General features: G+C 56.4%; 14 protein-coding genes and 2 pseudogenes. 4 read left to right on the forward strand and 12 right to left on the reverse strand.

Annotation, left to right across the window (positions count from 1 at the left end; genetic code table 11):
• Window positions 1-91: 91 nt before the first annotated feature.
• Both HKK53_RS03925 and HKK53_RS03930 read left to right on the forward strand, forming a co-directional pair.
• Window positions 92-1,099 (forward strand): DNA-binding protein, encoded by a 1,008-nt coding sequence (locus HKK53_RS03925; protein ID WP_169369627.1) that lies wholly within the window; start codon window positions 92-94, stop codon window positions 1,097-1,099.
• 18 nt (window positions 1,100-1,117) lie between these two features.
• Window positions 1,118-1,330: a hypothetical protein gene (locus HKK53_RS03930; protein WP_169369628.1), complete on the forward strand. Its 213-nt coding sequence runs from the start codon at window positions 1,118-1,120 to the stop codon at window positions 1,328-1,330.
• Between the two features lie 251 nt (window positions 1,331-1,581).
• On the opposite strand, the gene HKK53_RS03935 is transcribed toward HKK53_RS03930, so the two are convergent.
• The 4 genes from HKK53_RS03935 to HKK53_RS03950 form a co-directional block, all read right to left on the reverse strand.
• Window positions 1,582-1,914 carry a hypothetical protein gene (locus HKK53_RS03935; RefSeq protein WP_169369629.1) on the reverse strand — a complete coding sequence of 111 codons (333 nt, stop codon included), beginning with the start codon at window positions 1,912-1,914 and terminating at the stop codon, window positions 1,582-1,584.
• Between the two features lie 996 nt (window positions 1,915-2,910).
• Complete coding sequence (locus HKK53_RS03940; protein ID WP_169369630.1) at window positions 2,911-3,807, reverse strand: NmrA family NAD(P)-binding protein; 897 nt, start codon at window positions 3,805-3,807, stop codon at window positions 2,911-2,913.
• 46 nt (window positions 3,808-3,853) lie between these two features.
• On the reverse strand, window positions 3,854-4,471 hold the full coding sequence (locus HKK53_RS03945) for an NAD(P)H-dependent oxidoreductase (RefSeq protein ID WP_169369631.1): 618 nt from the start codon (window positions 4,469-4,471) through the stop codon (window positions 3,854-3,856).
• 75 nt (window positions 4,472-4,546) lie between these two features.
• A complete protein-coding gene (locus HKK53_RS03950) occupies window positions 4,547-4,798 on the reverse strand; it encodes a hypothetical protein (RefSeq protein WP_169369632.1) in 252 nt (83 codons plus the stop codon).
• A 146-nt stretch (window positions 4,799-4,944) separates the two neighbouring features.
• On the opposite strand from HKK53_RS03950, the gene HKK53_RS03955 reads away from it, so the two are divergent.
• The gene (locus HKK53_RS03955; protein ID WP_169369633.1) at window positions 4,945-5,862 is read left to right on the forward strand and encodes a LysR substrate-binding domain-containing protein; all 918 of its coding nucleotides are present in this window, start codon (window positions 4,945-4,947) and stop codon (window positions 5,860-5,862) included.
• A 198-nt stretch (window positions 5,863-6,060) separates the two neighbouring features.
• The gene (locus tag HKK53_RS03960; RefSeq protein ID WP_169369634.1) at window positions 6,061-7,497 is read left to right on the forward strand and encodes an IS1182 family transposase; all 1,437 of its coding nucleotides are present in this window, start codon (window positions 6,061-6,063) and stop codon (window positions 7,495-7,497) included.
• A 433-nt stretch (window positions 7,498-7,930) separates the two neighbouring features.
• Here HKK53_RS03960 and HKK53_RS03965 read toward each other — a convergent pair whose 3' ends face one another.
• From HKK53_RS03965 to HKK53_RS03995, 8 genes and pseudogenes are all read right to left on the reverse strand, one after another.
• Window positions 7,931-8,593 (reverse strand): carbonic anhydrase, encoded by a 663-nt coding sequence (locus HKK53_RS03965; RefSeq protein WP_123407373.1) that lies wholly within the window; start codon window positions 8,591-8,593, stop codon window positions 7,931-7,933.
• A 597-nt stretch (window positions 8,594-9,190) separates the two neighbouring features.
• Window positions 9,191-9,417, reverse strand: a pseudogene (locus HKK53_RS32840) (hypothetical protein).
• Between the two features lie 31 nt (window positions 9,418-9,448).
• A complete protein-coding gene (locus tag HKK53_RS03970; RefSeq protein WP_336604957.1) occupies window positions 9,449-9,604 on the reverse strand; it encodes a hypothetical protein in 156 nt (51 codons plus the stop codon).
• A gap of 425 nt (window positions 9,605-10,029) precedes the next feature.
• The gene (asnB, locus tag HKK53_RS03975; protein ID WP_169369635.1) at window positions 10,030-11,862 is read right to left on the reverse strand and encodes an asparagine synthase (glutamine-hydrolyzing); all 1,833 of its coding nucleotides are present in this window, start codon (window positions 11,860-11,862) and stop codon (window positions 10,030-10,032) included.
• Window positions 11,863-11,882: 20 nt separating this feature from the next.
• Window positions 11,883-12,263, reverse strand: a pseudogene (locus HKK53_RS32500) (IS3 family transposase); the annotation flags it as partial.
• Between the two features lie 126 nt (window positions 12,264-12,389).
• Window positions 12,390-13,058, reverse strand: a complete 669-nt coding sequence (gene phzG, locus HKK53_RS03985) for a phenazine biosynthesis FMN-dependent oxidase PhzG (RefSeq protein WP_169369636.1) — start codon at window positions 13,056-13,058, stop codon at window positions 12,390-12,392.
• The gene (locus tag HKK53_RS03990; protein ID WP_169369637.1) at window positions 13,055-13,891 is read right to left on the reverse strand and encodes a PhzF family phenazine biosynthesis protein; all 837 of its coding nucleotides are present in this window, start codon (window positions 13,889-13,891) and stop codon (window positions 13,055-13,057) included. Before HKK53_RS03990 ends, phzG begins: the two co-directional genes overlap by 4 nt.
• 2 nt (window positions 13,892-13,893) lie before the next feature.
• Window positions 13,894-15,783, reverse strand: coding sequence for an anthranilate synthase family protein (locus HKK53_RS03995; RefSeq protein ID WP_442962287.1), 1,890 nt, complete (start codon window positions 15,781-15,783; stop codon window positions 13,894-13,896).
• Between the last annotated feature and the right edge of the window lie 5 nt (window positions 15,784-15,788).

Genomic DNA, 15,788 nt, shown 5'->3' on the forward strand with positions numbered 1-15,788 from the left:
AAGAACCGACTTCATATCGTTCTTTTTTAGTTGGTAAAGTGCTATGTATATACGTGGTATGTAAAACGGTACGAAATCGTAGGAGAAAAAAATGGCACGCGGCGGAATTAACAAGGCGATTGTCCAAAAAGCGCGGGAATCGCTGCTTGCTCGCGGCGAGAACCCGAGCATCGACGCCGTGCGCATCGAGCTGGGAAATACCGGCTCAAAGACCACTATTCACCGCTACTTGAAGGAAATAGAAGATTTTGACCCTCGACCGCGGGCCTCTAGAGAGCGGCTGAGTGATGAATTGACCGAGCTTGTTGCCGGCCTGTTAGAGCGAATGACGGAGGAGGGCGGCGAAGCTCTTGCGTACGCCCAGGCGCGTTTTGACGAGCAGCGCATTGAGCTGGAGCAAAAGGTCGACGGCTTGAGTGCCGAACTCACCTCATTTCAGCGTGAGGTGGATACTCAGAAAGGAGCGTTAGCGCTTCAAGCGGATGAGTTGCAGATTTGTCAGACAAGCCTGCAAGCCGAGCTCACCCGCAATGCTCGCTTGAGCCAAAGCTGTGCTGACCTAGAGGTCCGGGTGCATGAGAAAGACGGGCAGATTCGCTCGCTGGAAGAAAAGCACTCGCATGCTCGTGACGCACTTGAGCACTACCGATCGGCCGTAAAGGATCAGCGCGACCAAGAGCAACGTCGTCACGAAGGGCAGGTGCAACAAGTTCAGGTTGAGCTGCGACAGCTGCAGCAAACGTTGATGCTCAAGCAGGACGAACTGACTCGACTCAACAGAGATAACGAGCGCTTGCTGAGCGAGGCTCGGCAGCTGGCCAAAGCGGCGGCGACGCATGAAGATGCGGCGGTTCGATTGGCCGGTGAGATTGCCACCATGAAGACAGCAGTCGCCAAGGCTGACGGTGCGAAAGAAGCGCTTCAGGAACAGCTCGGTATGTCGCGCGCGGAATCCAAGCGGTTAGAGGAGGGCCTTTCACGGGCAAGTGCGCAATTGGTCGAAGCCACGAGGTTGTCGTTGCACTATTCAGCGGAGCTCACTCAGCTACGACAAGCCGCGGGTCATCCGCACACTGACAATGAAAGCTCCACGAGATAAGGCCAAAGGAGAGTTAAATTGATCACATTTGACGCGGTGTGCCGCGGTTCGGTTGCAAGCACTCTTGACCTCAAATATGCGCATGAGCGCCTAAGTCAGATGGTTTTTTCGGACGATTGTTCGGGGCCACTGAAGCGCGCCGGGCGACTCAAGTCTCAAGCGAAGAAGGTGGCGCCCAAAATGAGCAGGGGGAGTCTTGATGCGTTTAAGGGTAAAGAAACGCCGCTGTGAATTTCTAGGTATTGTTTTGAGTTGCATACTAAGTACACATTCCGCGTTCGCTTGCACAGCGCTATAACTGTAAGCGACCATCACATATCAGCGATGGCAATTGGGCATAAATTGCGACGGCGACAGGCCGTACTGGGGCGATTTCCGCCAGTGACGTCAGGCCTGGATCCCCCATACTAGAGAGATCGTTCGGGTCGGCCACCAAATGAAAGGCGTTCCACGCCCAGCCCGCAAGCCTCGCGAAAATTCTCTTACATCGACTTGATCGAAACCACTTTCACAAATCGGAATTTTTTCTTGGCCGCCCTAGTAGCTTCTTGCTCGGCTAGGAGGGTACTTAGCGTATCGGCCTCATGGACCATCTCGTGCGTCTCGCCTTCAAATTCATTGCCCACTCGAAGCGTGACTCTCAGCCTGGGTGTAAATGTTTTCGCGACTTTCTTTTTCTCTGCCACTTTCGCCGGCTGCGTGATCACGATATCCGAGACAGGCTTTTGCACTGGAGGCTCACTGCATTGCGGAGCTTGCTCGCTACCACCGAACAGCGCCCGGCGCATTTCTTCTTCAGTTAAATCTGGATTCATGCCAATTCTCAGAGGGGTGTTATGAGTTGCTAGTGCGATTCTATCAGCATGGCGAATTTATCCAGTCGAGAGTCCCGTCTGCTCAGGTCTAATCCCTTGCAACCACGGCTGGAGGATTTAGGTTCTCCATTTATCGATACGGCTACGTGAGGCCGAACCACTGCTGACTGGGGCGACGGATAGCACACGTAACTTTTGACGTGTTCATATCAGCCGCGACTTGCCGCTCCCGAGACTTTCCTTCAGGGGGAGCCTCCATAATCGAAGGACCACAACCCAAACAGACATTCGAGAAAGGCAGAAATTGGCTAATTTTTGCCTGTCGCCACTGCTATCGCTGGGTCGAAAAGGTGCCTGTCAGGAAGGGCTGCAACCGCCCCAAGCAAACACTGTGGCGTCAATGTTACTGCATCGAACGGTTCAATAGGTCGGCTCGCAAGCTGTATGCTGACGTGTTGATTCAAGACATAGGTAGAGGGCAGCAATGAAGATCACGGGAAGAGTCGAGATCGAGACAGTCATTGACGTCTTGTGTGATGCATGCAGCAGTTCCACGCGTTCTGAGAATGGCGGACTTCAATACGCCAGCCTCCACGCTGAGTGGGGTTATGGCACCAGACATGACGGCGAGCGGTATGAGCTGCATCTCTGTAAGGACTGGTTCTTCAAGACTATTGCTTACCTCAAGCAGGAACGGAGGACCGAGAATTTGTTCAGCGACACAGCTGCTGACGCCCCTGATGATTTTGGCTTGGCCGCAAGGGACGATTTGTTCGGAGACGAGGGGTATCGTTAGGCCGTCCATTGTTTATCCGTCCGCGTACCACTCCCGAACAACAAGCACTTAGGGAAAGCGTCTGCTCTTGGCCGTTTCTGCCTGCGGTGACCGACTGAAAACGGCCATTAGCTGACATTCATCGCGGGACCATTTTCGGCAAAAAGCTACTAATCCAGAATCAAGTTATGACGCTTCAATCAAATACGCCCGCAGACGCATCAGATAAACATAGTAATATTCTGAGTCAGGTATTCCGCCAGCGTAGTCTGACGTACTCCCAAAATCTTCAACTTCGCATCGCTGGCCGGTACCGACAGATAATCGCGCGACTCGTGGGTGTAGTAGGTCATCAATGTGTCGAAACAGCCGCCCATCGAAGTCTTTAACATTGAATCATCGTCGACATAAGTGATTGTCTTGCCGGTCACATCGCTGAGTAATTGCGCAACATCCTTGTAATCGAATTGTTCCGCACCGGTCATCAGGTAGTCTTGCCCAATATGGTCCTCCGGTGTGTCCATGAGTATTCTGGCGATAACATCAGCGATATCCTCCTCGGACACCCAACGGCGGCGTGCATCGGTCACAGCCGGCATAAGAAGCTGCTGTTGGGTCTTGACCGGTTCCGCCAGGTACCAGGACATGTTGAACATGATCCAGCAAGCGACATTAAGATAGGTGATCGGCAATCCGCTTGCGTCCAGGAGCGGCTTGGCAACCATATGCTGGGCTGCACCGCAGCGGGTTGCCAGCACTTCCCTGGAAATATCTGTCGCCTTCAAACCGGGTGGCATCGCGGTCAGGCGCACGATCTGCGAAACGCTGCCCGCCTCCCGGACAGCATCAATGATGTTAGGTGTCACCACCGTTTCGTCCGTCACGAAGTCTGGCGTGACGATGAACAGCCGATCCACGCCTCGCATCGCCGCTTTCAGGCTCGCGGGGTCATACCAATCCGCCTGCAGAACCTCAGCACTGGGAAAACGTTCACGGAGCGACTTGACGCCGCTTTCGCGGCTTGACACGAGGCGCAGACTTACGTTTTCACGAACGAGCCGGTCTGCTGCAAGGGCGCCGATATTGCCGGTCGCGCCCAGGATCAATACTTTTTCCACGCTATCTCCTTTACGATGAGCCGATGCCTTGTGACGGTTTTGACCGTCACATCGTGGACAGAAGCTGCTCTTTTTCCAATTGCGGGGTTGCGGCTTCAACGAACTGTTCAATCCGCTCGTTCGTGGCGTTGTCCGCGTCATAGAAATATGCGACCTGCGTATTTTTCATGCCGATATATCCGAAGATACCTTCCACGATCTGATTCTGAATCGCCTGTGCATAGCCATGGCGTTCATAGCCACTCTCATTGCCGGCTGCCGTTGCGACAAGCAGCACGGGAATGTCGCGCATGGTGCCAATAACACGCCCCTTCTCATCGACGCTATAAGCCCATCCTCCGTTAAATACGCGCTCGAACCATCCCTTGAGCATCGAGGGGACAGACCACCAATAAACAGGAAAAACGAACACGAGCATGTCAGCCTGATCTACCCTCGCCTGTTCACGCGCGATCTCAGGGGCAACTTCACCGACCCCGCGGTAGAGCATTACATCCCCCGCAGTCATTGCGGGCGAAAAGCCTTCCGCATGAAGGTCTGCGATCTCTACTTCGATGTCCCGCCCGACAAGGTCTTCGCTGATACGATCGGCAATAACATGGCTGAGGGAACCTGGAACAGGGTGAGTGACAACGATAAGTGCTTTTCGAACCTGATTACTCATAAGTGTCCTATAAATTAATACATTCAATTCAACATTGGTAATTTCGCCAGAAGCTACCGACTAACCAAGCCGATATCAGACTGCCTCTTTAGCAGCGCGTGCATTAGCTTCTTCCACCTCGCCTGAAGATTTATTCTCCTCCTGAGAAACATCAGGCTTATCTGTTTCAATAGCCTGTTTACTCTGTACCCGCATTTCAGCTTCATTAAACCGTTGTTTGTTACGTTCATGATGCCGTTGAAGCGCCTCCGCACCATCAGCAGCAAAACTCGCGATAGGGACCACTATCAAAGACGTAATAGAAAACACTTTCAGAACACTGTTCATAAACTTTTTCCAGACAACATTGAACATAGCTAGTTGATGTATAGGCCTGCCATGTAAGGACCACCTATTAAGCCTGCGCAGTTTACTTGAACGTAAACACGATATAATCTAGCCACAATCGGTTTTATAATACGAGAACTCGGACAATGGCACTGGATCGACTGGAAGCAATGCGGGCCTTTTGCAGGATCGTCGAGATAGGAAGCTTCGGCGGTGCCGCCGAGTCATTGGGGCTTGCGAAAACGACCGTTTCGGGACAAATCCAGACCTTGGAGTTACTACTGGGGATCAAGCTGTTGCACCGCACCACCAGAAAGGTCTCCCCCACTACTGAAGGGGCTGCGTACTACCTGCGTGCCAGAGCCGTTCTAGAAGATGTCGACGATCTGGAAGCCTCCGTTTCTTTGAGCCGCAGCGCTGCGCGTGGCCGGGTACACATTGAAATGCCAGCGGGGGTTGGCTTGCTGTTAGTCGTCCCGGCACTGCGCGAATTTACCGTGCAGTACCCCAATATCCATCTGGATATAGGCTGTAGCGATCGGGTAGTGGATCTAGTACAAGAAGGCATTGATTGCGCGATCAGGGGCGGCGTCGTAACGGACCCAAACCTGGTCTGCAAGATCATCGGGCAAGTTCAACTGGCACTCTGTGCTTCTCCTGACTATTTGCGAGAAGCCCCGAGCCTTTCAGCGCCGGAAGATTTATTCCAACATCGTAATTTGGGATACAGATTTTCGGCTAACAACCGACGGTACCTGCCCACTATGTTTCGTGGTGACAAATCATTCAGCCTGGATGTGCCGGTATCGATGTACTTCAACAACGGTAGCGCCCATACCGCCGCTACGGTTGCCGGACTGGGAATCGCTTTTGTACCGAGGGCGGAAGCGCAGCCACTTATTGAGCAGGGGCTATTGACCGAGGTTCTCCCGGATTGGAGGCTAGAGTCGATTACCCTTTCACTGGTCTATCCGTATACCCGGCACTTGTCCGCTCGCGTCAGGGCAGTCACTGACTGGGTGAGTGATTTGATGCAAAGGAATGAATTCTGGAAGCCTGAATGAGTGCTCACTGGGAACGGTGACCGCCTCCCGAAACGCATCAATGATGCGACCGATCGGTTTGGAATCGATTGCAGCTCCTCACGACGGGTAACAATGGCCAAATTTTGCCGTGATGACCGGCAGCTATGGGTCCAGGCTGTGTGAAAACGCCAGTGATTGTCTAACCTTCTGATCGTCTAGATCGTATCGGGGGCGATCATGAAGCGATTTATTGAAGGTGAGGCTCGGACGCAAGTGACGCTGCTGCCAGAGTGTCTGGACGATTACGTAGCCGAAGAAAATCCAGTGCGCGTGGTCGATGTTTTCGTCGATGAACTCGACCTGGGCGCACTGGGTTTTGAGGGCGTCGATCCTGCAGCAACTGGTCGTCCGGCCTACCACCCAGCGGTCTTACTGAAGATCTATATCTACGGCTACCTCAATCGGATTCAGTCCAGCCGCAGGCTTGAGCGTGAGGCCGAGCGCAACGTCGAGTTGATGTGGCTAACGGGGCGTTTGGCTCCGGACTTCAAAACCATTGCCGACTTTCGCAAAGACAACGGCAAAGCCATTCGCAGCGTATGCCGCCAGTTCGTAGTGCTTTGCCGCAACCTCAATCTCTTCTCCCAATCGATCATCGCCATCGACGGCAGCAAATTCAAAGCCGTCAATAATCGCGACCGCAACTTCACTCAGGGCAAGGTGAAGGCACGCATGCAGCAGATCGAGCAGAGCATTGATCGATATCTGGCGGCGATGGATTCGGCGGATCGGGCAACGCCCGAAGTGGCCGAGGCCAAAGCAGAGCGGCTTAAAGAAAAGATAGAAACACTGAAAAAGCAGATGCAGAAACTCAAGGACATCGAGGCGCAGCTCCACGAAAGTCCAGACCAGCAGATCCCCCTCACAGACCCAGATGCACGCTCAATGGCCACGAGCGGCCGAGGCACCGGAACGGTTGGCTACAACGTACAAACAGCCGTCGACGACAAGCACCATCTGATCATTGCCCATGAGGTGACCAACGTTGGCAATGACCGTGGGCAACTGAGCAATATGGCGAACCAGGCGCGTGAAGAAATCGAGGCTGAATCGCTAACGGTGGTGGCCGACCGAGGCTATTACAAAGGTCTGGAAATCCTTGCTTGCGAGCAAGCCGGCATCACTACCTTCGTACCGAAACCCCTGACATCTGGCAGCAAAGCCGAAGGCAGATTCGGCAAGCAGGATTTCATCTATCTTGTTGCGTCGGACGAGTATCGATGCCCTGCGGGACAGTTACTGACCCGGCGGCATTCTTCGGTGGAAGACGGCATGCTACTGCACTGTTATTGGTTCTCGGGCTGCCAGTCCTGCGCAATGCACAAGCAATGTACGACGGGTAAGGAGCGCCGGGTAAAGCGCTGGGAACATGAAGCCGTAATCGATGCGATGCAGGTACGGCTGGAAAATGATCCAACGATGATGAGGCGTCGCCGACAGACCGTTGAACATCCTTTTGGAACGCTCAAATATTGGATGGGAGCCACCCACTTCCTGACCAAAACCCTACCAAGGGTAAGCACCGAAATGAGCCTTCATGTGCTCGCCTACAACCTCAAACGAATGATGAGCATTTTCGGCATCGCAGGACTACTTGAGGCGATCAGGGCGTGAATCCAGCCGTTTGATCGTCCGTGAGTGGCTGTTTGGGCCGCTGACGCGGCCCAAACAGCATTTACGAACGCCTATGTAGCTGACGAGGGCAATTCGCGCTTCAGTCTGCTGGTTTCGCAGGCAACGCCCGTAGCTCTCAACTTTCGACGTATTCAGTGCGTTTTCACACGGCCTGGGCCGAAAGCGGTCGTCTATGATTGTCTACTTTTGGCCGATTGTTGCCTGTCGCGAAGGGCTGCAACCGACCCATAGCTGCCGGTCAGCATCGGCATAATTCGGCCAGTTCTGGTCGTTCGCCATTCCCGCCGAGCAATCATTCGAACGGCTGGTCCGCTCCGAAACTTGCCCGATAGAGGTAATGCCACATCGCTAGCCTTAGCCGGGGCGAAAGTATTTCGGAAATAATGCGGCGGCCACCCTCAAGTGTCTGTCGCTATCGCACCTGTCTGCCGTTGCGCGCAGCGATCGCAACGGTGGTCGGCGAATCAGCAAGTGAAACGAACTGTCGTGTCGCGCCATCAAGCGCATCGATGCACCCCGCCTCGATGTCGTAGACCCAACCGTGCAGATTCATTTGCCCCTGCTCGAGCGCGAGGGCCACCGATGGATGCGTACGCAGATTCGCCAGCTGCGCGATCACGTTTTCGCGCACGAGGCCATCGAGCTTCGCGCGGGGTGTGTCGAACTCATGCGCCGCGTTAATCGCTTTCGCGGCGTCCGAGTGACGTAGCCAGTTAGCGACCGCCGGAAGATGATCCAGACACGTGCAGCGTGAAATCGCGCCCATCGCTCCGCAGTCCGAGTGGCCGCAGATCACGATGTCCTGTACGCCGAGAACTGCGACCGCATATTCGACGGTGGCCGAGACGCCGCCGGGTTCAGGACCATACGACGGCACAATGTTGCCGGCGTTGCGAATCACGAACAGCTCGCCCGGTTCGCGCTGTGTAAGGAGTTCGGGCACAACACGACTGTCCGAGCAGGTGACGAATAACGCCTTCGGATTTTGTGTAGTCGCGAGCTGCCTGAAAAGCTCGACGCGTTGCGGATAAACCTCGCGCTGAAAGCGCAGAAAGCCGTCAATAATGTCACGCATGGAGTCCTCCAAACCAGAATGCCGGGTGCTGGCACGAGCACTCGATATGCCATCGAGCCACTTCCGTCGTCATTATCGCAGACGTCGCGCGCGTTGACTGTACCCGATCAGCGATGGACTTCGAGCCGCGACCAGCGCGGCGGATGACGGAAGCCCCCACTGGCAGCCGCCATTTATCTTTTGGTGGCCTGAAAGGCGAGTGCGGGTCGAGAGCCGCACACCGCGACAGACGGAAAACGGACATTAGAGAACTTTATCTAACTGAATCTAGCAGGGCATGGTTGGAATAATCTGATGCTCTGTCTGCCAGGCCCTAAAACGCATGCCGAACTGCTGGGAAATGGTAGCTGCGATTGAAGAAAAACTGATCACTGGAACAGAATAGCTCGTGCTGAGCAGTCACTCGGGCTCGGTCTGTGCTCAAGCGAGTGAGTGAGTGACTTGAGGCAAGGGCGCAAAGGGTAGAGATAAAAAAAGCCCGTCAAGGGGAGACGGGCTGTAAAAAGTCATGAGGATCAAATGAAAGTTTATACCATCACTTGCATCTTGCCAGGGTGTTAGAAAAAAGACGCCGGTCAGGGCTCCGCGAATGGATTTTCACCCCGTCTTGGCCCGCACAATCCTCCCCGCTTTCACTTCTGCCGCATAAGCCCTGAGCTTGTCTGCGTCGCTGTACAGCATCGACATCAGATTGAGGACTGCGGTGATACAACTCCATCAATGCGTTCAGCCAGCTTGCTCAGCTCACCAGAGACAAGCTCCAAATTATCAGCTATGTCCTTAAGGTCACGCTTCAATCCCACCACAGGCTTTCTTGGCCCCATGACTACCTCGTAAAAATTCCTACCACGGCACTTATTCGGGTTTGGCGCGCACAATGGTTCCAGTCTTCACTTCTGCCGCATAGACGCGGAGCTTGTCCTGCTCGGCATTCAACATCTTGCAAATCTTCATAAAAAAGGCAGATTGGCTTTCATTGGACTTACTAGCCATATCTTTCAGCTCAATCACCGACCACCCGAGGATTGCGGCAGAGTCCTCAAGGCCATAAAACAGCTCTTGCTGGGCGGCGATAAGCGTCTAAGCCAGATAGCCGCAACGTCCGCTCACTGATTTCCCGGATGCCACTCAGCCCAAGCGCCTATGCGCCATACTGGCGTTCGCTACAGATGGGAAGCCAACCGGCGACAGGCTGCCAGCCACAGCTGAACGAGCCTGTCAAGGTGGCATGACTCAAACAAAAGGGTGTCCGACAAACCTGGCGCGATCCAGCCGAACCGAGAAAAGGGCAGCTGAATGATCTTGAACAGTAAAAACCTGAAAGGCGGCGTGTAAACCAATCGTGGCGAATCAAGGTAGAAACACCATACCGCCAGTGTAAGCCACAGGCATACCCGGTACCCGACCGGAACTGCCGTGGCTACCTCAGGCTCGTATCAGACCGACATCCCGTGCAAGCGCAGCCAGGCATCCAGCGCCAGCGCTGTTTCCAGGCTGTGTCGGCTCATTTGCGTATTGAAGTTGCCCTCGGGCTGGCGCAGTTCCTCGGCCATATGGGCGTGGGATACGATACCGAACACCGCGTTCCCCGGGTCCTGCAGAAGCCGCCGTGCACTCTGGCGAAGGAAGCGTTCGTAGCCCAGGTCGGCTGAGGTCGGATAGGGACTCTTCCTGCGTTTGAGCACCGCCTCCGGTACGAAGTCGGCACAGGCCTGCTTGAGCAGCCATTTCTCCTCGCCATCCTTGCTCTTGATCGACCAAGGCACATTATAGACGTACTCGACCAATTCGTGATCGGTGAACGGCACACGTACCTCGAGGCTGTTGCACATGCTCAGGCGGTCCTTGCGATCCAGCAGCATCACCATCCACCGCTTCAGGTGCATGTGGCAAAGCTCGCGCATCCGGCGCTCGTATGGACTATCTTGTACTAGGTGTTCTACCTGTCGCAGCGCATCGTCATAGCTTGCCTTTTGGTACTTTGCGAGATCGCATAGGCGGTTGAAGTCGGCATTGATAAAACCGGCCGGCAACTGCACCCGTGACGACCATGGAAAGCACGCGGACGCCACGACTTGGGGATCGCGGAACCAGCCATAGCCACCGAAGACCTCATCGGCACCCTCCCCCGAGATTGCCACCGTCCAGTGCTTGCGAATTTCCCTGAACAATAGATTCAACGAGGTATCCATGTCGCCGAAGGTGAAAGGCACGTCCTTGGCGCGGAACACCTCCTCGCGTGCCAGCTCGGAGATCAGTTCCTCGTTGTCGATGAGGACGGTCTGGTGCCGGCTACCGATGAATTTCGCGGCCAACACGGCAAAGGGCTGGTCCTGATCGGGACGCAGGTCGTCGCTCTTGAACTGCTCGGACTGGCCAGTGAAGTCCACCGAAAAGGAATTGATATTCCCGCCGGTCTTCGCCTTTACAATACGCTGCGCAATAGCCGTGAGGGCGGTGGAGTCTAGTCCGCCGGAGAGCAGCGAGCACACGGGAACGTCGGCATGCAACTGCGAACCCAACGCGTGGGTGACTAACTCGCGGGTCCGTTGCACTGTCGTCTGCAGGTCGTCCTGGTGCTCCTGACGGCGTACCTTCCAGTAGCACTGGATCTTCACCTGCCCATTGGGTCGCCAGGACAAGAGGTGGCCGGGAAGCAACTCCATCAGATTTCTGAAAGGTGTCTGAACGGTCCCCTTCGACAGCGTGAGCACGTCGACCAACCCCGTCACATCCAGCGCCGTAGTGAACTCTGGGTGAGCCAGAATGGCCTTAATCTCTGAGCCGAAGAGCAGCCCTTCACGATGCCGGGCATAGAACAGCGGCTTGATCCCAAGGCGATCACGTACCAAGAGCAGGTGGCCATCGCGCCCGTCGAACAGGGCGAAGGCGAACATGCCTGTCAGGTGGTCACAGCAACGCTCGCCCCATTCCAAGTAGGCATGCAGCACAACCTCGGTATCGCTGTGAGTCTGAAACTCATGCCCCGCATGTCGTAGCTCGTTGCGCAATTCATCATGATTATAGACCTCCCCAGTGTAGACTAGCGATACCTCCTGGCCGCCCGAAAAACCATAGACCATTGGCTGGGCGCCGCCGGTCAGGTCGATGACCGCCAGCCGCCTATGCCCCAGAAGGGCGTGTCTGTGTTTCCATATGCCTTCAGCATCAGGCCCGCGAAGTGCGAGCGTATTGGTCATAGCGTAAATCGCCGGGGTTTCCCCTTCGAGCATACGCGTATAGTCTACCCACCCTGTGAGACCGCACATTTAGTAACTCCTGTAATTAATCATTGATCCGTGCCAGGTTTGTCGGAACTCTTTAGTTCGAGTAATGCCACCTTGGCAGACTCGTTAAGTTGCTGATAATAGTTGTCTTCATCTTGGGCGGTAGGAAGGACAAACCGGTTCCAGTAAGCATCGATGGTTTAACCAGTCCACCAACTCCAATGTTGGTTCCACAACCTCACCCTTTTGGCCTGGTATAAGCCGTTTATGGTTTCGGCCAAAGCGTTGTCATAAGAATCCCCGACATTGCGCGCCGAAGGCTCAACATCTGCGTCTGCCAGTCGCTCGGAGTACCTGATGGATACATACTGCACTCCGCGATTACTGTGGTGGACGAGGTTGCCTTCATGTCCTGGCTGTCGGGAATACCGAGACGATTCCAGAGGGCGCTACCAAAGCGAGTCGCTGTAAAAGCGAAGCCATAGTCGCCGTTACCGCGGCAGCAACGGATATATCTCCCCTGACGCCATCCCTCAACGCGGCAGATCTCGTACAAATACATACGTTATTTAGGGTTGTAAACGCCGCACCCTCCAGCCTGTCTCGCTACGGTCATAGCGCAGCCGTTCATGCAACCGTTCGCGCCCATTCCCCCAGAACTCCAGCGATTCAAGTCGCAACTCGAACACGCAATACCCCTCAGGACGCGGCAGCGGGCCTTGAACCTCGGCCAGTTGCCTGGCGGCGTTGCGCATGGCCTGAACATCCCGCAGGTCTTCACTCTGGCGCGACACCGATGACATGGGATGCGTGGCATAAGGGCGCTTGAGCCACGCCTCATCAGCCTTGGTATCCGGCAAACGCACAGCCAGGCCATTGAGGATGATCTGCTGACTGGTTTCGCGCCAATACAGCACGCCCGACGCCCACGGGTTTTGGGTCAGTTCACGGCCTTTTTGGCTGCCGGCATGGGTGCTGAACAACACCCCGGTGTCACTGATCTCACTGATGACCACGATCCGCGTAGAGGACCGGCCCTGGCTGTCGGCGGTGGCCAGCGCCAGCGCCTTGGGTTCGCGGATGCCCACGCGTCGTGCGCGCTCCAGCCAGTTGCGCAGCACGCACATAGGGTCGGCGGGCAGTGTCTGGTACTCGGGGAACGGTGCATCCAGTGTACCGGTGAGGGATTCGGACATGCCTTTACCCAACAGCGGTTTGCCTTGTACTGAGCTGTTCATAGCACGATGGTCCCCCGCCCGAACGTGACACCATTGCCTGATACTTCGACGCGCGTCAGTTGATCGGCGCGGCCCTCAGCCCTGGCGAACATCAGCGAAGGGCGGCCGATTTCTACGCCCTGAAGAATCTCCACCTGCTGGCCGAACTCGATCTGGCCATGGCGCGCCAAGTGAATCGCCAATGGCCCCGCAGCCGAGCCTGTGGCCGCATCCTCGACCACACCGTAGGCCGGTGAGAACATGCGGCTGCGCCAACGCCGCCCGGCGCCGGCAAAGCAGTTGATCGCCATGTCGTGGAAGCTGGACAGGGCACGGTGGTCGGGGTGCAGGGCCGACAATGCTTCGATGCTCGGCAGGCCGACAAACACATGGCGCGGGCCGTTGTGATAGATCTCGATGGGAAAGGTCGAGTCACTGATGCCCAAGGCCTTGAGCAGTTCGGCGTCGCGGCCCATGGCCGTCCAGGTCGGGATCGGCTGGTCCATGCTGGCGGCGATGACGCTGCCGTTCTGGCGCTCCAGTTCAAAGGCGATGGTGCCCATCTGGGTTTCCAGATACAGCCGGTGGTTGTCGGTATGTGCTCCCAGGGCAATGGCCGTACCCAGCAACGGGTGCCCGGCAAACGGGAGTTCGTTGACCGGTGTAAAAATCCGGATCAGCGCATCTCCGCCGTTGCGCGGTTTGAGCACAAAGGTGGTCTCCGAGAGGTTCATTTCTCGGGCGATGCGTTGCATTTGCGCGGGCGGTAAATCATCGGCGTCAAAGAACACCGCGACCGGATTGCCTTCCAGCGGGACGCTGGCAAAGGCGTCGATAATGACGTAGTTGTGCATGGTTATCTCCCGGCCGCCGAAACGCTGCTGTCGACAGGCGTGTGGATGAGGGCGTGCCGCAGCAGGTCGGCGATGATGCGCGGGCCTTCCTGGGTCAGGAGCGACTCGGCATGAAACTGCATGGAGGCAAACGCCGGCCCACGCAGGGCATGTACCTCGCCGGTCTCGCTGTCGCGACTGATCTCGACGGTGCCGATGCCGTCGATGTCCAGGCGGTCACTGGAGCTGCGCGCCGCGAACGTGTTGTAGAAACCCACTCGTTCGGCGTTGCCGAACAGGTCGATCTGTTTTTGCACGCCTTGGTTGGGAATGGCCTTGCGTTGCAACTCCAGGCCCAGGCACAGGCTCAATACCTGATGGCTCAGGCACACCGCGAGGAACGGTCGCTGCTGGCTGAGCAGGGAACGGATGGCCACGTGCAGATGGTCGATTTTCGGCAGTTGCACATCGCTTGGGTTGCCAGGACCTGGGCCCATGATCACCAGGTCGTAACCGTCGAAACTGTACTCGTCACTGAAACTGCGCACCGTCACCACCAGCCCGAGAGCCCGCAGCTGTTTGGCGATCATCGAGGTGAACGTGTCTTCGGCGTCGACGATCAGCACCTGGCGGCCACTGAAGTCGGCCTGGGTCTGTTGCCGTTGCTGGCTGTTCATCAGCCAGAAATCCGAGACGTAGGCATTGCGGCTGGCCAATGCCGCGCGCACCTGCAGGTGGTCGCCGAAGCGCGAGGCAGTCTGGTTTTTCAGCGCGGCGATCAGGCCCGCAGCCTTGGCCCGGCTTTCGGCGGCTTCGGTCATCGGTTCGGAGTGACGCACGATGGTCGAGCCCACGCTAATGCGTACCTGGCCGCTGTTATCGATGTCGGCGGTGCGAATAAGGATCGCCGAGTCCAGGGAGCGTCCGCCTTTGCCATCGCTGCCGATCAGCGCGGCCATGCCGCTGTAGTACGCGCGGCCTTGCGGCTCGTAGCGCTGGATCACGCGGCAGGCGCTTTCCAGCGGGCTGCCGGTGACGGTCGGGGCGAACAGGGTTTCGCGCAGGATATCGCGCACATCGCGACGGGTCTTGCCTTCGATGAAGTACTCGGTGTGGGCCAGGTGCGTCATTTCCTTGAGGTAAGGACCGAGGACGTGGCCGCCGTCTTCACAAATGCGCGCCATCATTTTCAGCTCTTCATCGACCACCATGTACAGCTCATCGGCCTCCTTGCGGTCGGCCAGAAACTCCATGACTTCCGTCAGGCTTGGGCCGGCGGGTGGGTAGCGGTAAGTGCCGCTGATGGGGTTCATCACCGCGAGCCCATCCTTGACGCTGATGTGGCGCTCGGGAGACGCTCCCACGAAGGTGCGGCTGCCGGTGTGGATGATAAATGTCCAATAGACCCCTTTCTCGCGCTCCAGCAGATGCCGGAAGAACGACAGCGCACTGGCCGGGCCGTACTCGCTGATCTCCGCCAGGAAGGTACGCTTGATCACGAAGTTGGCGCCTTCCCCGGAGCCGATTTCGTTGGCGATCACTTGGCTGACGATCTCGGCATAGCGCGCGTCGCTGAGGTCGAAGCGTTCGCTGTTCAATTGAATCGGCACGTTGGGCAGCAACCCCAGCAACTGTTCGATGCCGATGGATTGCTGCTCGGTAATGTTCATCGCCAGCAGTGGTGACTGATCATCCACCGCCTCGAAGCCGCGTTCGGCAATCTGGCGGTAGGGAATCAGCGTCAGCACATCCAGGCGCGGGGCACCGATTGAGGGGGCAGGCAATTCGATATCGGCCAGGACCTGCGGCTGCGACATCACGCCAATCAGCACATCCAGCAGCCCGGGCCCGCTGGATTCTGGACGATACAACAGGGCAAACGGCTCGGGTAAAGGTTGCAGGATGCGTTCCATGAGGC

The organism is Pseudomonas sp. ADAK7 (assembly GCF_012935675.1).
Lineage (GTDB): Bacteria > Pseudomonadota > Gammaproteobacteria > Pseudomonadales > Pseudomonadaceae > Aquipseudomonas.

What these genes read in the sequence shown, in the direction of transcription:
- HKK53_RS03925 (WP_169369627.1), top strand. Translation starts at nt 92, where the DNA reads ATGGCACGCGGCGGAATTAACAAGGCGATTGTCCAAAAAGCGCGGGAA.
- HKK53_RS03935 (WP_169369629.1), bottom strand. Translation starts at nt 1,914, where the DNA reads ATGAATCCAGATTTAACTGAAGAAGAAATGCGCCGGGCGCTGTTCGGT.
- HKK53_RS03945 (WP_169369631.1), bottom strand. Translation starts at nt 4,471, where the DNA reads ATGAGTAATCAGGTTCGAAAAGCACTTATCGTTGTCACTCACCCTGTT.
- HKK53_RS03950 (WP_169369632.1), bottom strand. Translation starts at nt 4,798, where the DNA reads ATGAACAGTGTTCTGAAAGTGTTTTCTATTACGTCTTTGATAGTGGTC.
- HKK53_RS03955 (WP_169369633.1), top strand. Translation starts at nt 4,945, where the DNA reads ATGGCACTGGATCGACTGGAAGCAATGCGGGCCTTTTGCAGGATCGTC.
- HKK53_RS03960 (WP_169369634.1), top strand. Translation starts at nt 6,061, where the DNA reads ATGAAGCGATTTATTGAAGGTGAGGCTCGGACGCAAGTGACGCTGCTG.
- HKK53_RS03965 (WP_123407373.1), bottom strand. Translation starts at nt 8,593, where the DNA reads ATGCGTGACATTATTGACGGCTTTCTGCGCTTTCAGCGCGAGGTTTAT.
- asnB (WP_169369635.1), bottom strand. Translation starts at nt 11,862, where the DNA reads ATGTGCGGTCTCACAGGGTGGGTAGACTATACGCGTATGCTCGAAGGG.
- phzG (WP_169369636.1), bottom strand. Translation starts at nt 13,058, where the DNA reads ATGAACAGCTCAGTACAAGGCAAACCGCTGTTGGGTAAAGGCATGTCC.
- HKK53_RS03990 (WP_169369637.1), bottom strand. Translation starts at nt 13,891, where the DNA reads ATGCACAACTACGTCATTATCGACGCCTTTGCCAGCGTCCCGCTGGAA.
- HKK53_RS03995 (WP_442962287.1), bottom strand. Translation starts at nt 15,783, where the DNA reads ATGGAACGCATCCTGCAACCTTTACCCGAGCCGTTTGCCCTGTTGTAT.